Raw genomic sequence first — 17,044 nt, 5'->3', positions numbered from 1 at the left:
GCACAAAAAAGTGCACAGACGAATGTTTGCCGAACAGGGGATATATTTGCAAAAAATGAGTGAAAATAGACCGCTTATAAAAGTCGTTAATCATACCTTTTTTGCATTAAAAAATCACGAAAGGATTTTCTTTGTCGGTAAATTAATAAGCCCCGAAGTTTGGGGCTTTAGGTCATTTATATTTTACTACTGATTTTTTTAAGAGTAATTTCTTACCATTCTTATCAGTAACTTCGATTTCTGCCGGTGACGCTCGTTCTTTATGCACGATAGCAATTAAATTATCATGTTGTGCGATATCTTCAAATTTGCCAGTGACACGTAAAGCTTTTACATTAACGTTATCAGCAAACACTAAGAAAGTCCCTAAAGGCGTAACTCGGATATTTTGTAAACCTAACTTTTCTTTACTGGCAACTTGATATTGAGGCGTTTTATTTTTTGATTTTGCAATCGCCTCTTTATTCGTCACTATATCAATAATACTTTGCAATTTCTGTGCGCTTTCACTGGTCTGTGTCGAAGTATTATTAGTTTGCGTTGTAGCCGAAGTAGTAACAGTAACTGGTGCTGATTCTTCATCAGAAGAGAAAATCGCTTCACCAATAAATTGTTCAGTGCTTTGTTTTTGAGCAACTAGTGGTTCACCACCTTTATTCGATGCGACTAAAAATAAACGAGAGCCAATTTTTTCAAAACGAATATCAGCGTTCGGTAATTGTGATTCCAATTGTTGAGTAAGAGATTTAATCGTTACTTCACCATTGTTTGGAATCGATACGAAACGAGTTGTATCTAACTCATAAGTAATAAAGCCGACTTTTAAGCGTTGCGCTAATTGTTGTAATAATTCCCCCGCTTGTCCTTCATAAGCAATACGGAGTTTTGCTTGCTCGTAGCGATTAAATAACGCATTGTCGTCTGCTAATACTGGCGCATTGACAAATAGGCATACGAGACCGGTAAGAAAAGTTTTATTCATTAATTTTTTCATCGTGAGTTCCATTTATGATTTTATGGGGTTGTTATGACAATTTTTTTGCCGATAAATTCATCATAAATAATAGATTGCTTAGTATAAAACAACAGCTTGAAAAGACAAAGGGCTTAAAAGTGCGCATAAATAAGTTTTATTCGGTGTATTTTATAAAAATTTAAGATAACTAACCCTATGAATCCTTTATGGTATTTTGAGAAAAACTATTATTTTCTTCAAAATAAGGTGATTTTTCGATGAAGTTCGCATTTCTGCGATTTTCTACTTGTAATTTATACAATAAATAGGTAGGTTACTTGTGATATGAGTAACTCAGCGTTACTTTTGGCCTTAACCGATTTGAGATAAAGAGGTAGTGATGGAATTTAGCGTAAAAAATGGTAGCGTAGAAAAACAACGTACTGCGTGTTTAGTGGTTGGCGTATATGAGCCTCGTCGTCTTTCTGCGGCGGCAGACCAATTAGATAAATTAAGTGAAGGTTATATTAGTGCTTTACTAAGACGCGGCGATTTAGAGGGTAAAGCAGGCCAAACGCTTTTGTTACATAACGTACCGAATGTTCTCGCAGATCGCGTATTGCTTGTTGGTTGCGGAAAAGAGCGAGAGTTAAATGAACGTCAATATAAGCAAATTATCCAAAAAATGGTACAAACCATTAATGAAACGGGGTCTATGGAAGCGGTTTGTTTCTTAACCGAGCTGCATGTGAAAGGTCGTTCAACCTATTGGAATGTACGTTTTGCCGTAGAAGCCATTCAGGAAAGTTTATATGCTTATAATGATTTCAAAAGCATTAAGCCTGAGGTTCGTCGAGAATTGCGTCGTGTGATTTTCAATGTGGCTAATCGTAAAGATTTATCTGATGCGGAAAGAGCACTAGAACATGGTAAAGCGGTTTCAACCGGTGTAGCTTGTGCTAAAAATGTAGCAAATTGCCCGCCAAATGTATGTAATCCGGCTTATTTAGCAGGATTAGCGAAAGGCTTGGCAGCAGATTATGATTGTATTCAAACCAGCATCCTTGATGAAGCTGAAATGGATTCATTATCAATGAATGCTTATTTAGCTGTTTCTCGTGGTTCGCAAAATCCTGCTTATTTATCCGTAATCGAATATCGTAATCACCCGAATCCGGATGCAAAACCTATTGTATTAGTGGGTAAAGGGTTGACTTTTGACTCGGGCGGTATTTCGATTAAACCATCCGATTCAATGGATGAAATGAAGTATGATATGGGCGGAGCTGCTTCGGTTTACGGTACGATGAAAGCGTTAGCGGAAATGAAATTACCACTGAATGTCATTGGTGTTTTAGCAGGTTGTGAAAATATGCCGGATGGTAATGCGTATCGACCGAGCGATATTCTGACGACGATGAATGGTTTAACCGTTGAGGTATTAAATACCGATGCGGAAGGTCGCTTAGTGTTATGCGATACGTTAACTTATGTAGAACGTTTTGAACCGGAATTAGTGATTGATGTTGCAACCTTAACAGGTGCTTGTATGATTGCGCTTGGTGCGCACAACAGTGGGTTAATGTCGACCAGTAATGTATTGGCGAACGATCTATTAAATGCGGCGGATCAAGCGGATGATAAAGCGTGGCGTCTACCGTTAGGTGAAGAATATCAAGAGCAGCTTAAATCGAATTTTGCCGATCTTGCTAATATTGGCGGACGTTTAGGCGGAGCGATTACCGCAGGGCAATTCTTATCAAACTTCACCAAAAAATATACTTGGGCGCATTTAGATATTGCCGGTACAGCTTGGAAGTCTGGTGCGGCGAAAGGTGCAACTGGCAGACCGGTTTCACTGTTAAGCCAATTCTTGATTAATAAGGCACATAATCAATAAGCGGTTGATTTTTCATAAAAATTTACAAGCCCTCAGGTAGCGATATCTGAGGGCTTTTTGTTCAATAGGAAGATGGATGTGTATTGTTATGTAAAAAGTTTGATCTAGTTTAAGTTCGTAAGCTTGTGAAGTGATTTAGTTTACATATAATGCTCGTTATCAAACATTTTGATATTTTTTATTTTCTTTTGTGTGTGTTTATGTTGTTTTTGCAATTTTATGAATAAGGAGTCCTATATGTTTTCGTTCTTAAAGGCATCTCCGCCTGCACCGAGAAAATCAGGTGAGATTGATGCGGAGTATAAAAAATTACGTTGGTAAATATTTGCCAGCGTGTTTATCGGTTATGCAGCTTATTATCTTATTCGTAAAAACTTCTCGCTTGCGATGCCGTACCTCATTTAGGAGTATGGTTTTTCTAAAGCAGAGTTAGGTACGGTTGGGGTTGCATTATCTTTAGCTTACGGTATCAGTAAATTTGTGATGGGGAACGTATCGGCTCGTTCAAACCCAAAATATTTTATTACCATTGGTTTACTCGGTTCGGCAATTGTTAGTTTAATTTTCGGTTTAGTTCCGGGTGTTTTAGCATCTATTCCAATGATGATTGTATTAGCTGCGTTAAACGGTTGATTCTAAGGCATGGGATATTCGCCAGGTGCTAAAACGATGACCAATTGGTTCTCTAAATCGGAACGTGGTAGTTGGTGGAGCTGGTGGAATGTTTCACATAATTTAGGTGCAACAGGTACGGCAACGGGGTTAACCGGTTTATTCGGTTACCTATTAGGTTCGGCAAGTGCCGGTTGGGTAATGGGTAAATTGGCGGACTTATATGGCTGGGACGGTGGCTTCTATGCACTTATTGCTTCTAGCTTCTTAGCGTTCGGTTTTATTGCAATCACTTTATTCAATAAAAAATCAGCAGAATAAGTTTATTATTTCTTATACTGATTAAAGCAAAAGGCATCGGAGAGAGCTTTGATGCCTTTATCATATTGGTACTATTCAATGCCGACCAATTTATGTGTTTGTAAACTCAATTGCCATTTGGGTTTATTGGCACGTTGATTCAAAATACCGAGTTGGGTAATGGTTTCCAGCAAATTCATTTTTCCGTTTATTTCACAGGGCGAAAGATAATAATGTTCGGCACGAATTTGTGTTTCGATTTGTTCACAAAAACCTTGTACATCGCCTTTATCCATTACGATACGGACTTCGTTGGCAAACGAAATACATTCTCTCAAGTATTTTTCTTGATACATCAGTTTCGGACTGGTAGCGATATAATCAATTTGTTTTGGGACGGTTTTTAAGCCATTCGTTTCAATCGCTAACCAATAACCTTCCGCTTTAAACACATCAAGCAATACGCTTAAATTGGCATACATCGTCGGCTCGCCACCGGTAATGATAATATTCTTGGCGGAATAAGATTTTACTCGTTCAAGAATTTTCACCACGCCCCATTTTTCGTATTCGTTATAGTTGGTATCACACCACGGGCAAGCAAGATTACATTTGCCTAAACGCACGAAAATGCAAGGTAAGCCAGTGTTGAAGCCTTCACCTTGCAGGCTTTCAAGGATTTCGACAATCGGATATTCAATATTGGGATAAATAATCGCAGTCATGATAAATCAAGTTTTTTTCCTGCAATTATCGTGAATATTCACAATATGATGTTGGCGTTTCCCAAAGGCGAATTAAACTGACCGGTAAATTGACTTTTTCCAGTTTTTCAAACATATATTTTGCCATTTCTTCCGCTGTCGTGCGGCTTGGAATTCCGTAAACTTTAGAGTTTAAATCGATTAACAGTTTGGCAACTTGGCTTTCTCTATCGCTGTTTAAATCGTAGATATAGGCGTGATCCATGGGGTCTAATATTTCACGTTTTACCACCGATTTTAAATCGGAATAATCCATCACCATGCCTCGTTTCGTTCCCTCTGCAATTAAGTCACCGTTAACTTCCACCTGAAGTTTATAAGTGTGTCCGTGTAAGTTTTGGCATTTGCCGTCGTGTCCATCGAGCATATGCGCCATATCGAAACTAAATTCTTTTGCAATTTTAAACATTTTTTTGACCGCTTGTTTTTTCTGATAAATACTCATTAAGCCCTTTTTCACGTAACACGCAGCTTGGGCAAGTGTGACAACCGCCTTCCACACCTAAATAGCAAGTATGGGTATGTTGTCTGATATAGTCGAACGCACCGAGTTTATCGGCTAATTCCCATGTCTGTTTTTTAGTAAGGTACATCAGCGGTGTGCGAATATTGAAGTTATAGTCCATCGCAAGATTGAGGGTCACATTCATCGACTTCACAAACACATCTCGACAATCAGGATAACCGCTAAAGTCGGTTTCACATACACCGGTAAAAATGGTTTGGATACCTTGTCCTTTAGCATAAATAGCGGTGTAGAGTAAAAACAGTGCGTTACGACCATCAACAAAGGTATTTGGCGTATTACCTTCTTGCTTAATTTCGCGTTCTTCCATCATTGCGTTGGAAGTGATGGCTTTGATCACGGAAATATCAATCAGCGTTTGTTTCACGCCGAGATCTTTAGCTATCCATGTGGCTTTTTCCAGTTCAATCGCATGGCGCTGACCATATTGAAAGGTAACCACTTCAACATTTTCCACGCTAAATTCTTGAATGGCTTGGAAAAGGCAAGTAGTGGAGTCTTGCCCGCCGGAAAAAATCACGACGGCTTTTGGAGTTGAATTCATTTTGTATCCTTAGTTTTGATTTCAAAGAGTGTCTTTGGCGTGGGAGGTTTTCGAACCACGAAAGAATAAGCGGTCTGAATTTGCAATTTTTTTGCAAAAAGAGACCGCTTGTCGAGAAGCTATAATAGCAGAATTTTCAATCGTTTTCTAATGCGATTTCGGATCATTGGTTTTTTGAATCACGGCTTTTAAAAGCTCTTGGGTGGATTCCTCGATCACCGCACTACTTAACGAGCCGGAATGTTCACCCCAGATAGAAAGCGAAGAACCGATAATATTCTTGGTATTTTCAACTATATTTTCTTTATTCTGCCCATCCCATAAACCGAGTTTCCAATTCTTTAATACATCTTCGGTTGCATGTTTACTGTCATGTGTAATATTGGCATTACCTTTCGGCACAAAATAAAGATAATACGAGTTATAATTTAATACTTTAAAACCGTTTTCGAGTAATTCCGGCAAGTTTACTCGAATTTTACGGCGTTCTGCAATATCTTGGCTTTCTTGAGCGTCGCCATCATAACTCCAATAAGTGATCTCTACATTTTTATTTAATTGATTTAAATTATTCTTAATTAAACCGTCATTCCAAATTCGAGTAATTTTGCCTTTGTTGTTAATAAATTGATTGAGTGTATTTACGTAAGTAATAAATTCATGATTAGTTTCTACGCTATAACCGAATTCATCACCACCAATATGAAAATGTTCGCTGGCATGGCCAAAAATATAAATCACTTCGGCAATAAGTGTTTTAATGACTTCAATGGATTCAAGATTTGTGATATCAATTTCTTCATCATTCATTTTGGATTTTAGCCTTTTGACGTAATCCTTACTGTGTTTAGCCTCAAGTAGTCGAAATATTGCCGTCATATGATTCGGCGTATCGACTTCTGGTACTAATTCGATATTTTTGCTTTTCGCATAATAAATAATATCGTTAATCTGTTTATACGTTAAAAAAGGCTTATTGGTTGTAGGATTATAATAAGTACCGTCTTTAACTATCGCATTTGCTTCCAATTGATCTAAATAAGTACTTTCTAAAGCATAATTTTCATGGTCAGAAAAGTGTAAGTGTAAGAATGTGCCTCCGGCATGATGAATTGTATCGATAAATTGTTTTATGGTTTCAACTGGATAGAAACGGCGGGCAATATCAAGCGTTAGCCCCGCTTCTTTTATTTGTGAATGATTCATTGCATTAACGGTTGATGATGAGCAGGAGGAAAGTAATCCGATAAAAATTAAAGTCAGTAATGAGATTATTTTTTTCATAGGTGTTTGCTAATTAAATAAGGGTGTATGTCTGACAATAACAATTTAAAATAATTCTTCTTATTTATAATATTGAAAATATCATTTTTTTACTTGTTCATTTGTTTAAATGATAGGCGTTTATTTTATCTGATTTCAGGTCTAAGAAAAGACTATTGTAAGGAAGAGTGCAAGGGATTTAGGTAAAACAGGTTAAAGTTTGTCTTATCGATGTAAGTTTTATGTTAATTGATTAACGCAAACGTTTGCCTTGTGGTACAATAGAGCAAATTTTTTATTTTCTGTTGAGGTTAATCGTGAGCAACACACAACTTAGCTATAAAGACGCAGGCGTTGATATTCACGCAGGCAATGAATTGGTTGAACGTATCAAAGCGGATGTTAAACGCACTCGCCGTCCGGAAGTGATGGGTGGTTTAGGAGGTTTCGGTGCATTATGTGCATTACCGACTAAATATAAAGAACCAATTTTAGTATCAGGTACTGATGGTGTAGGGACTAAGTTACGTTTAGCGATTGATTTGAACAAACACGATACTATTGGTCAAGACTTAGTGGCAATGTGTGTAAATGATTTAGTGGTACAAGGTGCAGAACCTTTGTTCTTCTTAGATTATTATGCAACCGGTAAATTAGAAGTTGATGTTGCAGCAGACGTAATTAAAGGTATCGCAGATGGCTGTGAAATTTCGGGTTGTGCATTAGTCGGTGGTGAAACCGCAGAAATGCCGGGTATGTACCACGAAGGTGACTACGATTTAGCCGGTTTTTGTGTCGGTGTTGTAGAAAAATCTGAGATTATTGACGGTTCTGCTGTTAAAGCCGGTGATGTGTTAATCGCATTAGGCTCAAGCGGCCCACACTCAAACGGTTATTCATTAATCCGTAAAGTGATTGAAGTTAGCGGTACAAATCCAGCAACAGATACTTTAGACGGTAAATTATTAAGCGAGCATTTACTCGCACCAACAAAAATCTATGTAAAATCAGTGCTTCAATTGATTAAACAAGCGGATGTGCATGCGATCGCTCACTTAACCGGCGGCGGCTTCTGGGAAAATATTCCTCGTGTGTTACCGGCAACCGTAAAAGCAGTGATCGATGAAAAGTCATGGGAATGGCCGGCAGCATTTAAATGGTTACAAGAAAAAGGTAATATCAGTCGTTATGAAATGTATCGTACCTTTAACTGTGGTGTAGGTATGGTAATTGCATTACCGGAAAAAGATGTGGAAACTGCATTAGCTGTATTAAAACAAGCGGGTGAAAACGCTTGGGTAATTGGTAAAATTGAAAACTTAGGTGATGGCTCAGAACAAGTTGAAATCATCTAATCTGCAAAAAAACTAAAAAATCAAACCGCTTGTGGCTATACTACAAGCGGTTTTTTGCACATTTTATCTAGTACACTTATTCCCTAGCTTTATGATTTAACTTATAAGTGTGCAACCAATCAATAAATTCTTTATCGGTTCGGGTTACATTTAAGCGTAAGTAGGTAGAAAAATCAGAATGTTGAGAAAATAAATATCCCGGAGCTAATAAAAATTCCTCTTTACTTGCCTCTAATGCCATCTTTGTTGTATCTAGATATGTATTAATCCATAAAAATATTCCAATATTGCCTTCTTTTGGATACTCAATACCAATCGCTTCTAATTCTTTTTTTAGATACTCATGTTTTTTAGTTAGTTTGATCTTCATTTCCTCAATATGTTTTTTATATTGAGGGTGAAGCCAAATTTTATGGATCGCTCTTTCGGTTAATTCTGTACTTGTCATATTAGATAGCATTTTTTGTTTGAGTATGGGCTGCAGAAAATTTTGTGGGACACATAAAAAACCGACTCTCCAATTTGCACCAAGTATTTTAGATACTCCCGTAACATAAAAAACACGTTCTAATTGATCTAAAGAGGCATAACGTAATGTTTTTCTGGAATCCTCTAGGTGGCTGTAAACATCATCCTCTAATAAGTAGGCATCATATTTATGTAGTAAACCTAATACTTTGTACATTATGGATGGTGAGATATTATAAGATGTAGGGTTATTTAGAATACTATTTGTAATATATAATTTGGGCTTATAGTTCTGGAAGAGGCTTTCTAACTGTTCTATATTTGGTCCATTGCTATCTCTTTGTACACTTACTACTTTAATATTTAATTGATGTAGACAGCCTAATAACCAAAACCAGCTAGGATCATCAACGATAACATAATCGCCTTCTCTCACAACTTCTCTTAATACTGTCTGTATAGCAGAAGAAACGCCGGGCATTGTAATGACCGTATTCGGGTTTATGTTTATACCTATATTATCTAATTGTGTGGAAAATAATTCTCGTAAGGGTTGGTAACCTTGAATATGCCCATATGAATAAATAAAACTATGAGCTTCTTTAGCGGATTTTCTGATTGCATTTGAAATAATCCCAGCATCAATGAGCCATTCATCCGGCAATAATCCACTTCCTGAGGCTTTATTTTTGGGAAGCTCGCTAAAGAGATGGCTCATTAGCCAGCCGGTATCATTAACATTATTAATCAAAGTAGGGGCTAAATTTATCTCAGGCAAAGAACATTGCTTTTCACAAACAAAAAATCCTGAGCCGCTTATCGATTTGATATGTCCCATTGATACTAATAAATCATACCCTTGAGCAACAGAAAACGTAGATACATCTAATTTTTGAGCTAATTGGCGAATCGAAGGAATTTTTTGCCTAGGTAAATAAATATTTCGTTCAATTTTATCTACTACCCATTCACAAACCTCTTGAACTCTTGTTTTTTTCTTCATGCGTTAGTCCATTTGAAATTGTATAGAAAAATTTCCTATACAGTTATTTTTTATATGTACTGATTGTATAGGTCATAAGTTGAATTTATTCAGTATAGTAAACAAGTATCAACAACATCTTAAAGGAAAAAATATGTATAACTTAGAAGAATATATGGGAAATACACCGTTAGTCAAAATAAAAAATATTTTTGGCGATAAATATGCAAATGTTTATGTGAAGTTGGAAGAGTTTAACCCAGCTGGAAGTATTAAGTCTAGAGTTGCTTACCAAATGATTATTGATGCGGAGAATAAAGGAAAGCTAAAACCAGGGATGGCTTTATTAGAAGCCACAGGTGGAAATACGGGGATGGGGTTAGCCTTTATTTCATCTATGAGAGGGTATGATTTAACTTTAGTTATACCGGATAACTTCAGCCAAGAGAAAATTAATGTATTAAAGCAGTATGGTGCAAAGATTATACTTTCTGATCATAAAACAGGTGTTGGATCACATATCCGTTTGGCAAATAAATTACTTGAAGAGGATAAGAGTTTTTACCATTTAGATCAATTTCATAATTTTTCTAACCCTAGAGCTCATTATTTAGGGACTGGCAAAGAAATAATTTCTCAATTAAATGGTAATATTCATTGTTTTGTCGCAGGTATAGGAAGTGGTGGCACAATAGGGGGAATCAGCAAGCGTTTAAAAGAATTTAATTCTCAAATCGCTATATATGGGGTTCAGCCGGATGGTTGCGATTATCTAAATAATAAAACGATTTCTCATAAAATAGAAGCAATTAGTGTAGGAATTGAATCTGTATTTTTTAATAAATCTATTCTAAACGGAATGATTTCTGTTCGATATGATGAGGTATTAGAATTAATATCTATATTAGCTATGAATCAGGGGATTTTTGTCGGTTTATCTTCAGGGGCAAATATTTTAGCATCGTTAAAACTCTCTCGGCAATTTCCTAAAAGTTATAATATTGTAACAGTTGCTCCTGATAGTGGTAAGAGCTATTTACCTCATTTAAGATAATTCGGAGGTGTTTATGTGTAACCTAAAAGATGAAATAGAATTAATTGTTAATCATATTTTATATGAGACTGTAGATAGTATTTTTATACGTGATTTATTTAATGTGTTAGATCGAAATTTTTTGATAAAAAAAATTCTGGATGATTTATTAGCTTTTTCTAGAAAGGACCCAGCATCTAAAGGTGAACCAAAAAATATTTTATACGGATATACATCTTATAAGGCAATATTATATTACAGAATTGCACATGCAATTTTTTTATTAACAGATTTTGAAGATTTTACTTTTCAAGAAAAAAAGTATCAATATGCATTAATGTTATCTGCAAAAGGTAAAATTTTGTCTGGGGCTGAAATTAATCCTTTTGCTAAAATAGGTGCTAGATTTATTCTTGATCATGGTATTGGAACTGTTATTGGCGAAACGGCAGAAATTGGAGATGACAACTATATTTTAGGGGGAGTGATATTGGGAGCAAGAGGAATATCAAATAATCCTAAGGAAGTTAGGCACCCTAAATTAGGTAATAATGTACAAATAGGTTCATTTGCCAGACTATTTGGGCCAATAAATATTGGTGATAACGTATTTATTGGGTCTAATTGTATGATAACAGAAGATATTCCGGCAAATCATACTGTATTACTTAAATCAGAAAACAAATTATAAGAGGATAAAATGAATCGTTATATATTATTTGTATTATTATCAATTTGTTGCTTAGCGTTAGGTGGTATTTTTGTTAAGTTAAGCCAATTTCCACCAATAACAACAGGAATGTACAGAGTATTATTTTCACTACCTATATTTTTTATGTTATCTCAATATAGTAGTAATGAATATAAAATGTGCTTATCAGAAAAAATTATTGCTATTTTTGCGGGGGCTTTTTTAGCACTAGACCTCATTTTATGGAATATTTCTTTTTCATATACAACGGTAGCAAATGCAAACTTGTTAGCAAATTTAGTTCCATTTACAGTCGTGCCTGTTTTATATTTTATTTATAAAGAGAAAGTATCAAAAGATTTTTTAATAGGTGGTGGAATTATTTTGGTCGGTATTTTTGTATTGATGAGTGGAAAAATTAATCCGACGCCTGAAAATTTCAAGGGTGATGGACTAGCAATATTAACATCTATATTTTATGGGTTGTTTATTGTTACTGTATATAAACTTAGAAGTAAAATTTCTACAATTCATTTAATGAGTTATGCAAGTATAGGATGTCTAATTGTACTTTTACCCGTGTCTTTATTATTAGAAGGCATTTATATTCCCTATACATTTAGCGATTTTTACCCCTTAATCGGTTTAGCATTATTATCCCAGATTTTAGGACAAGGAGGGCTGAGCTATTGTTTAGGAAAGATTCAGGCGAGTTACGCATCGTTGTTAGTATTAACTCAGCCGATTATTTCTGCGATATATGCTTACTTTATTTTTAATGAAAATCTTTCTGTAAAAGAAATTATCGGTGTTTTTATTGTTCTTATCGGTTTATATATAGCAAATAAGAAGTAATTTTTAAAAAAACTAAAAAATCGGACCGCTTGTGGGCTATACTACAAGCGGTCTTTTTTTCGGAAATTTTTACAATGCTTATCTTTCTCTCAATTTATTTTATCGTTATTAATTTACTCAGCTTTTATCTGATGTATGCCGATAAGCAAAAATCGGTTAACAAAGCGTGGCGTATTCCCGAGTCCAATTTATTTTTTCTCTGTTTCTCCGGAGGATTTATCGGGACTTTTCTCGCAATGAAATATATTCGCCATAAAACTAAACATTGGCAGTTTCATGCGGCAGTGATTGTTTCCACTTTGTTTTGGCTGATTGTGTTACCGGCATGTTACTACTTCCTCATTTTTAATCATTAGAATTTCTAATCCGAAACCTTAATTTATATCCTACACTCTATTAGATGAAATGTGACTTAGATCACATTTCTTTTTATGCTAAATCGTTATGATCTCCACCGGATTTAATACCTATTATTTTTTATTTTTGAGGTGAGTATATGAATAACGTACGTGTTGAAGTGGATTTATTAGGTGAAAGAGAAGTGCCTGCCGATGCTTATTGGGGAATCCACACACTAAGAGCTGTTGAGAATTTTAATATTTCAAAAAATACCATTTCAGATGTACCGGAATTTGTGCGCGGTATGGTGATGGTAAAAAAAGCAACCGCATTAGCAAATGGTGAGCTTGGAGCTATTCCGAAAAAAGTCGCGAGAGCAATTATAGAAGCTTGTGATGAGATCTTAGTAAAAGGCCGCTGTATGGATCAGTTCCCTTCTGATGTATATCAAGGCGGAGCAGGTACATCGGTAAATATGAATACCAATGAAGTAGTGGCGAATTTAGCGTTAGAATTACTCGGACATAAAAAAGGCGAATATAACGTGATTAATCCAATGGATCACGTGAACGCGAGCCAATCAACTAATGATGCTTATCCAACTGGTTTCCGTATTGCGGTCTATAACAGTATCTTACATTTAATTAAAAAAGTACGTTACCTACAAAAAGGCTTCGAAGCGAAAGCGGAAGAATTTAAAGATGTGCTAAAAATGGGGCGTACCCAATTACAAGACGCCGTGCCGATGACAGTTGGTCAAGAATTTAAAGCCTTTGCAGTATTATTGGAAGAAGAAGTACGTAATTTAAAACGTACCGCTAAATTATTGTTAGAAGTGAATTTAGGTGCTACAGCAATCGGTACCGGTTTAAATACACCGGAAGGTTATCCTGAATTAGCGGTTAAATATTTAGCAGAAGTAGCAGGTTTACCTTGTGTATTATCGGACAACTTAATTGAAGCGACTTCAGACTGTGGTGCTTATGTGATGGTTCACGGTGCATTAAAACGTACTGCAGTGAAACTTTCAAAAGTATGTAACGACTTACGTTTACTTTCATCAGGTCCACGTGCCGGTTTAAATGAAATCAATTTACCGGAATTACAAGCAGGTTCTTCAATTATGCCGGCGAAAGTAAACCCAGTTGTGCCGGAAGTAGTTAACCAAGTGTGCTTTAAAGTGATTGGTAACGATACAACAATTACCTTTGCTGCAGAAGCGGGACAGTTACAATTAAACGTAATGGAACCGGTAATCGGTCAAGCCATGTTTGAATCTATCGAGATTCTTGCCAACGCTTGTGTGAATTTACGTGATAAATGTATTGATGGTATCACGGTAAATAAAGAAATCTGTGAAAACTTCGTGTTTAACTCAATCGGTATTGTGACTTACCTCAATCCGTTTATCGGTCACCATAACGGTGATGTTGTCGGTAAAATCTGTGCAACAACCGGCAGAGGCGTACGCGAAGTGGTATTAGAACGCGCTTTACTCACTGAAGCGCAATTAGATGATATTCTTTCAGTTGAAAACTTAATGAACCCGACTTATAAAGCGGCGAAATTTACGGAAGAAGAGTAGAGTTTAGTGGTATAAATAGATAAGCGGTCGAATTTGCAAAATTTTCTGCAAATTCGACCGCTTGTTTATGGAAGATTAGTTGTTACTAATGCTTAATTGGTCATTTTGATAGTCCACCACAACAGGGCTGTTCGGTAATAATTTGCCGCTTAAGATCTGTTGTGCAAGTGGATTTTCAAGCTCTTGCTGAATTGCACGTTTGAGCGGTCTTGCGCCGAATAATGGGTCAAAACCGGCTTTGCCGATATGGTCTAATGCCGCATCAGTAACCGTTACTTCGTAACCGCGTTCCGCAAGGCGAGCGATTAAACGTTGTAATTGAATACGAGCAATCGCACGAATATGTTCTTGACCTAATGAATGGAACATAACGGTTTCATCAATACGGTTAATAAACTCTGGACGGAAATGCTGACCGACAACTTCCATCACCATCGTTTTAACAACATCATATCCTTTATAAGCATTTTCTTGGATTAAATGCGAACCTAAGTTTGATGTCATAATCACTACCGTATTGCGGAAATCTACCGTACGACCTTGACCATCGGTTAAACGACCATCATCCAACACTTGAAGCAAGATATTAAACACATCAGGGTGTGCTTTTTCCACTTCATCAAGTAGTACGACCGAATATGGACGGCGACGAACCGCTTCGGTTAAGTAACCACCCTCTTCATAACCGACATAGCCCGGAGGGGCGCCGACTAAACGAGAAACGCTGTGTTTTTCCATAAATTCTGACATGTCGATACGTACCATCGCATCAGGATCATCAAACAAGAAATTTGCTAGAGTTTTGCAAAGTTCGGTTTTACCGACCCCGGTCGGACCAAGGAATAAGAACGAACCGATCGGGCGATTCGGATCCGACAATCCGGCACGACTACGGCGAATCGCATTTGCCACCGCTTCCACCGCTTCATTTTGCCCGATGACACGGCTGTGTAACACTTCTTCCATACGCAACAGTTTTTCTTTCTCGCCTTCCATCATTTTGGAAACCGGAATACCAGTCGCTTTAGAAAGTACTTCTGCAATTTCTTCATCGGTAACTTTGGTACGAAGTAGCTGATTCTCTCCGCCTTCTTCCTCACGTTTTACCGCTTCTGCAAGTTGTTTTTCCAATGCTGGGATTTTGCCGTATTGCAATTCGGACATTTTCTCGAAGTTACTTTCACGGCGAGCTTGATCCATTTCAATACGGGCATTTTCTAACTCAGTTTTGATATGTTGCGTGCCGAGAAGAGCAGATTTTTCCGCTTTCCACACTTCTTCCAATTCAGAATATTCACGCTCACGAGCGGTCAATTCTTCATCTAATTTTGCAAGACGTTGACGGCTTGCTTCATCTTCCTCTTTTTGTAACGCTTGGCGTTCCAATTTAAGCTGAATGATACGGCGTTCAAGTTTGTCTAACGGCTCAGGTTTAGAGTCAATTTCCATACGTAAACTGGACGCCGCTTCATCAATTAAATCGATCGCTTTATCCGGTAACTGACGATCAGAAATATAGCGATGTGAAAGCGTTGCCGCTGCCACGATTGCCGGATCGGTAATTTGTACGTGGTGGTGGATTTCGTAACGTTCTTTTAAACCACGTAAAATCGCAATCGTATCTTCCACTGTCGGCTCATCAACTAACACTTTTTGAAAACGACGTTCAAGCGCCGCATCTTTTTCGATATATTGACGGTATTCATCTAGCGTAGTTGCGCCAACGCAATGCAATTCGCCACGAGCAAGAGACGGTTTGAGCAAGTTACCTGCATCCATTGCGCCGTCTGTTTTACCCGCACCGACCATAGTATGAATTTCATCAATAAATAAGATAACCTGACCTTCTTCTTTAGCTAATTCATTCAGTACCGCTTTTAAACGTTCTTCAAATTCACCACGATATTTTGCACCAGCAATCAATGCGCCCATATCAAGAGAAAGCACACGTTTATTTTTTAAACCTTCCGGCACTTCACCGTTTACAATACGCTGTGCCAAGCCTTCTACGATCGCAGTTTTACCAACGCCCGGTTCACCGATTAATACAGGGTTATTTTTAGTACGACGTTGTAAAACTTGTACCGCACGGCGGATTTCTTCATCACGCCCGATGACTGGATCTAATTTCCCGGCTTTGGCACGCTCGGTCAGATCAATCGTATATTTTTGAAGTGCTTGTCTGGTTTCTTCTGCGTTTTGATTATTCACGGTTTCTCCTCCTCGAATTTGGCTGATTGCGTTGTTTACTTTCTCTTTAGTTAAGCCAAATTGTTTTAATAATTTACCTAAATCACCATTATCATCTAGTGCGGCAAGCACGAATAATTCCGAGGAAATAAAGCTGTCGCCGAATTGTTGTGCCAATTTATCACATTGATTTAACAGGTGAATCAGCTGTTTTGACGGTTGAGTTGTACCGCCGGATACGGTCGGTAAACGGTTTAAAATCGTCTCTAATTCACTCAATATTCGTTGCGGTTGCACATTGAGTGCGGTGAATAATGGGGCGATGGAACCGTCTTGCTGTTTTACTAACGCATAAAGTAAATGTGCCGGTTCAATATAGTTATTGTCTTTTCCGATAGCTAACGATTGTGCTTCTGCAAGGGCTTCTTGCAGTTTGGTAGTAAATTTTTCGAAATTCATATTTTTACTCCTAAATTTCATTAATCTATATCGAGCAAGATTTATACTTGCTTCAACGCTTTAATAAATGGAGCTAGTCGAATTTATTTCAAGTTAAAATGTGAAAAAGATCACAAAAAAGGAATAAATACCCAGTTATAGGTATTACTTTGTGTTTTTTTTGATTTTCGTCAATAAAATTTATCGGAACTGTTCTTAAAATGTTATCAAGGTAACAGATTGG

14 protein-coding genes and 1 pseudogene are annotated in these 17,044 nt (G+C 37.0%); 8 read left to right on the top strand and 7 right to left on the bottom strand.

Features of this window, described 5'->3' with window-relative positions; translation table 11 throughout:
• Window positions 1-172: 172 nt before the first annotated feature.
• Complete coding sequence (locus C228_RS0107865) at window positions 173-994, bottom strand: hypothetical protein (protein ID WP_018652110.1); 822 nt, start codon at window positions 992-994, stop codon at window positions 173-175.
• Window positions 995-1,355: 361 nt separating this feature from the next.
• Here C228_RS0107865 and pepA point away from each other — a divergent pair, with 361 nt between their 5' ends.
• Window positions 1,356-2,855, top strand: a complete 1,500-nt coding sequence (pepA, locus tag C228_RS0107860) for a leucyl aminopeptidase (RefSeq protein WP_018652109.1) — start codon at window positions 1,356-1,358, stop codon at window positions 2,853-2,855.
• Between the two features lie 237 nt (window positions 2,856-3,092).
• Window positions 3,093-3,788: pseudogene (locus tag C228_RS13470) on the top strand (MFS transporter).
• 71 nt (window positions 3,789-3,859) lie between these two features.
• On the opposite strand, the gene C228_RS0107840 reads toward C228_RS13470, so the two are convergent.
• The 4 genes from C228_RS0107840 to C228_RS0107825 form a co-directional block, all read right to left on the bottom strand.
• The gene (locus C228_RS0107840) at window positions 3,860-4,492 is read right to left on the bottom strand and encodes a 7-carboxy-7-deazaguanine synthase QueE (protein ID WP_018652106.1); all 633 of its coding nucleotides are present in this window, start codon (window positions 4,490-4,492) and stop codon (window positions 3,860-3,862) included.
• A 25-nt stretch (window positions 4,493-4,517) separates the two neighbouring features.
• Window positions 4,518-4,940 (bottom strand): 6-carboxytetrahydropterin synthase QueD, encoded by a 423-nt coding sequence (gene queD / locus C228_RS0107835; RefSeq protein WP_026313241.1) that lies wholly within the window; start codon window positions 4,938-4,940, stop codon window positions 4,518-4,520.
• Entirely contained in the window at window positions 4,933-5,601 is a 669-nt protein-coding gene (gene queC / locus C228_RS0107830) for a 7-cyano-7-deazaguanine synthase QueC (protein ID WP_018652104.1), read from the bottom strand. The genes queD and queC overlap by 8 nt, the downstream gene beginning before the upstream one ends.
• A gap of 147 nt (window positions 5,602-5,748) precedes the next feature.
• The gene (locus C228_RS0107825; protein WP_018652103.1) at window positions 5,749-6,885 is read right to left on the bottom strand and encodes a family 20 glycosylhydrolase; all 1,137 of its coding nucleotides are present in this window, start codon (window positions 6,883-6,885) and stop codon (window positions 5,749-5,751) included.
• Window positions 6,886-7,181: 296 nt separating this feature from the next.
• On the opposite strand from C228_RS0107825, the gene purM reads away from it, so the two are divergent.
• Entirely contained in the window at window positions 7,182-8,219 is a 1,038-nt protein-coding gene (gene purM, locus C228_RS0107820; RefSeq protein WP_018652102.1) for a phosphoribosylformylglycinamidine cyclo-ligase, read from the top strand.
• Window positions 8,220-8,295: 76 nt separating this feature from the next.
• Here the strand turns inward: purM and C228_RS0107815 are convergent, their stop codons facing one another.
• On the bottom strand, window positions 8,296-9,690 hold the full coding sequence (locus C228_RS0107815) for an aminotransferase-like domain-containing protein (protein ID WP_018652101.1): 1,395 nt from the start codon (window positions 9,688-9,690) through the stop codon (window positions 8,296-8,298).
• A gap of 133 nt (window positions 9,691-9,823) precedes the next feature.
• Here C228_RS0107815 and C228_RS0107810 point away from each other — a divergent pair, with 133 nt between their 5' ends.
• The 5 genes from C228_RS0107810 to aspA all read left to right on the top strand — a co-directional run bounded on the left by C228_RS0107810 (window position 9,824) and on the right by aspA (window position 14,172).
• Complete coding sequence (locus C228_RS0107810; protein ID WP_018652100.1) at window positions 9,824-10,723, top strand: PLP-dependent cysteine synthase family protein; 900 nt, start codon at window positions 9,824-9,826, stop codon at window positions 10,721-10,723.
• A gap of 13 nt (window positions 10,724-10,736) precedes the next feature.
• Complete coding sequence (locus tag C228_RS13465) at window positions 10,737-11,393, top strand: serine O-acetyltransferase (protein ID WP_018652099.1); 657 nt, start codon at window positions 10,737-10,739, stop codon at window positions 11,391-11,393.
• Between the two features lie 9 nt (window positions 11,394-11,402).
• Complete coding sequence (locus tag C228_RS0107800; RefSeq protein ID WP_018652098.1) at window positions 11,403-12,248, top strand: DMT family transporter; 846 nt, start codon at window positions 11,403-11,405, stop codon at window positions 12,246-12,248.
• Between the two features lie 74 nt (window positions 12,249-12,322).
• Window positions 12,323-12,604, top strand: coding sequence for a DUF1294 domain-containing protein (locus C228_RS0107795; protein ID WP_018652097.1), 282 nt, complete (start codon window positions 12,323-12,325; stop codon window positions 12,602-12,604).
• A gap of 140 nt (window positions 12,605-12,744) precedes the next feature.
• Entirely contained in the window at window positions 12,745-14,172 is a 1,428-nt protein-coding gene (gene aspA / locus C228_RS0107790) for an aspartate ammonia-lyase (RefSeq protein ID WP_018652096.1), read from the top strand.
• A 75-nt stretch (window positions 14,173-14,247) separates the two neighbouring features.
• Here aspA and clpB read toward each other — a convergent pair whose 3' ends face one another.
• Complete coding sequence (clpB, locus tag C228_RS0107785) at window positions 14,248-16,821, bottom strand: ATP-dependent chaperone ClpB (protein WP_018652095.1); 2,574 nt, start codon at window positions 16,819-16,821, stop codon at window positions 14,248-14,250.
• Window positions 16,822-17,044: the final 223 nt, after the last annotated feature.

Origin of the sequence: Actinobacillus capsulatus DSM 19761 (assembly GCF_000374285.1) — a bacterium.
GTDB lineage: Bacteria > Pseudomonadota > Gammaproteobacteria > Enterobacterales > Pasteurellaceae > Actinobacillus > Actinobacillus capsulatus.
This window is presented reverse-complemented; position numbering and strand designations above follow the sequence as displayed.

Coding starts and splice junctions, on each gene's coding strand:
- C228_RS0107815 (WP_018652101.1), bottom strand. CDS start 9,690: ATGAAGAAAAAAACAAGAGTTCAAGAGGTTTGTGAATGGGTAGTAGAT.
- C228_RS0107825 (WP_018652103.1), bottom strand. CDS start 6,885: ATGAAAAAAATAATCTCATTACTGACTTTAATTTTTATCGGATTACTT.
- C228_RS13465 (WP_018652099.1), top strand. CDS start 10,737: ATGTGTAACCTAAAAGATGAAATAGAATTAATTGTTAATCATATTTTA.
- queC (WP_018652104.1), bottom strand. CDS start 5,601: ATGAATTCAACTCCAAAAGCCGTCGTGATTTTTTCCGGCGGGCAAGAC.
- queD (WP_026313241.1), bottom strand. CDS start 4,940: ATGTTTAAAATTGCAAAAGAATTTAGTTTCGATATGGCGCATATGCTC.
- C228_RS0107795 (WP_018652097.1), top strand. CDS start 12,323: ATGCTTATCTTTCTCTCAATTTATTTTATCGTTATTAATTTACTCAGC.
- C228_RS0107800 (WP_018652098.1), top strand. CDS start 11,403: ATGAATCGTTATATATTATTTGTATTATTATCAATTTGTTGCTTAGCG.
- C228_RS0107840 (WP_018652106.1), bottom strand. CDS start 4,492: ATGACTGCGATTATTTATCCCAATATTGAATATCCGATTGTCGAAATC.
- pepA (WP_018652109.1), top strand. CDS start 1,356: ATGGAATTTAGCGTAAAAAATGGTAGCGTAGAAAAACAACGTACTGCG.
- clpB (WP_018652095.1), bottom strand. CDS start 16,821: ATGAATTTCGAAAAATTTACTACCAAACTGCAAGAAGCCCTTGCAGAA.
- aspA (WP_018652096.1), top strand. CDS start 12,745: ATGAATAACGTACGTGTTGAAGTGGATTTATTAGGTGAAAGAGAAGTG.
- C228_RS0107865 (WP_018652110.1), bottom strand. CDS start 994: ATGAAAAAATTAATGAATAAAACTTTTCTTACCGGTCTCGTATGCCTA.
- C228_RS0107810 (WP_018652100.1), top strand. CDS start 9,824: ATGTATAACTTAGAAGAATATATGGGAAATACACCGTTAGTCAAAATA.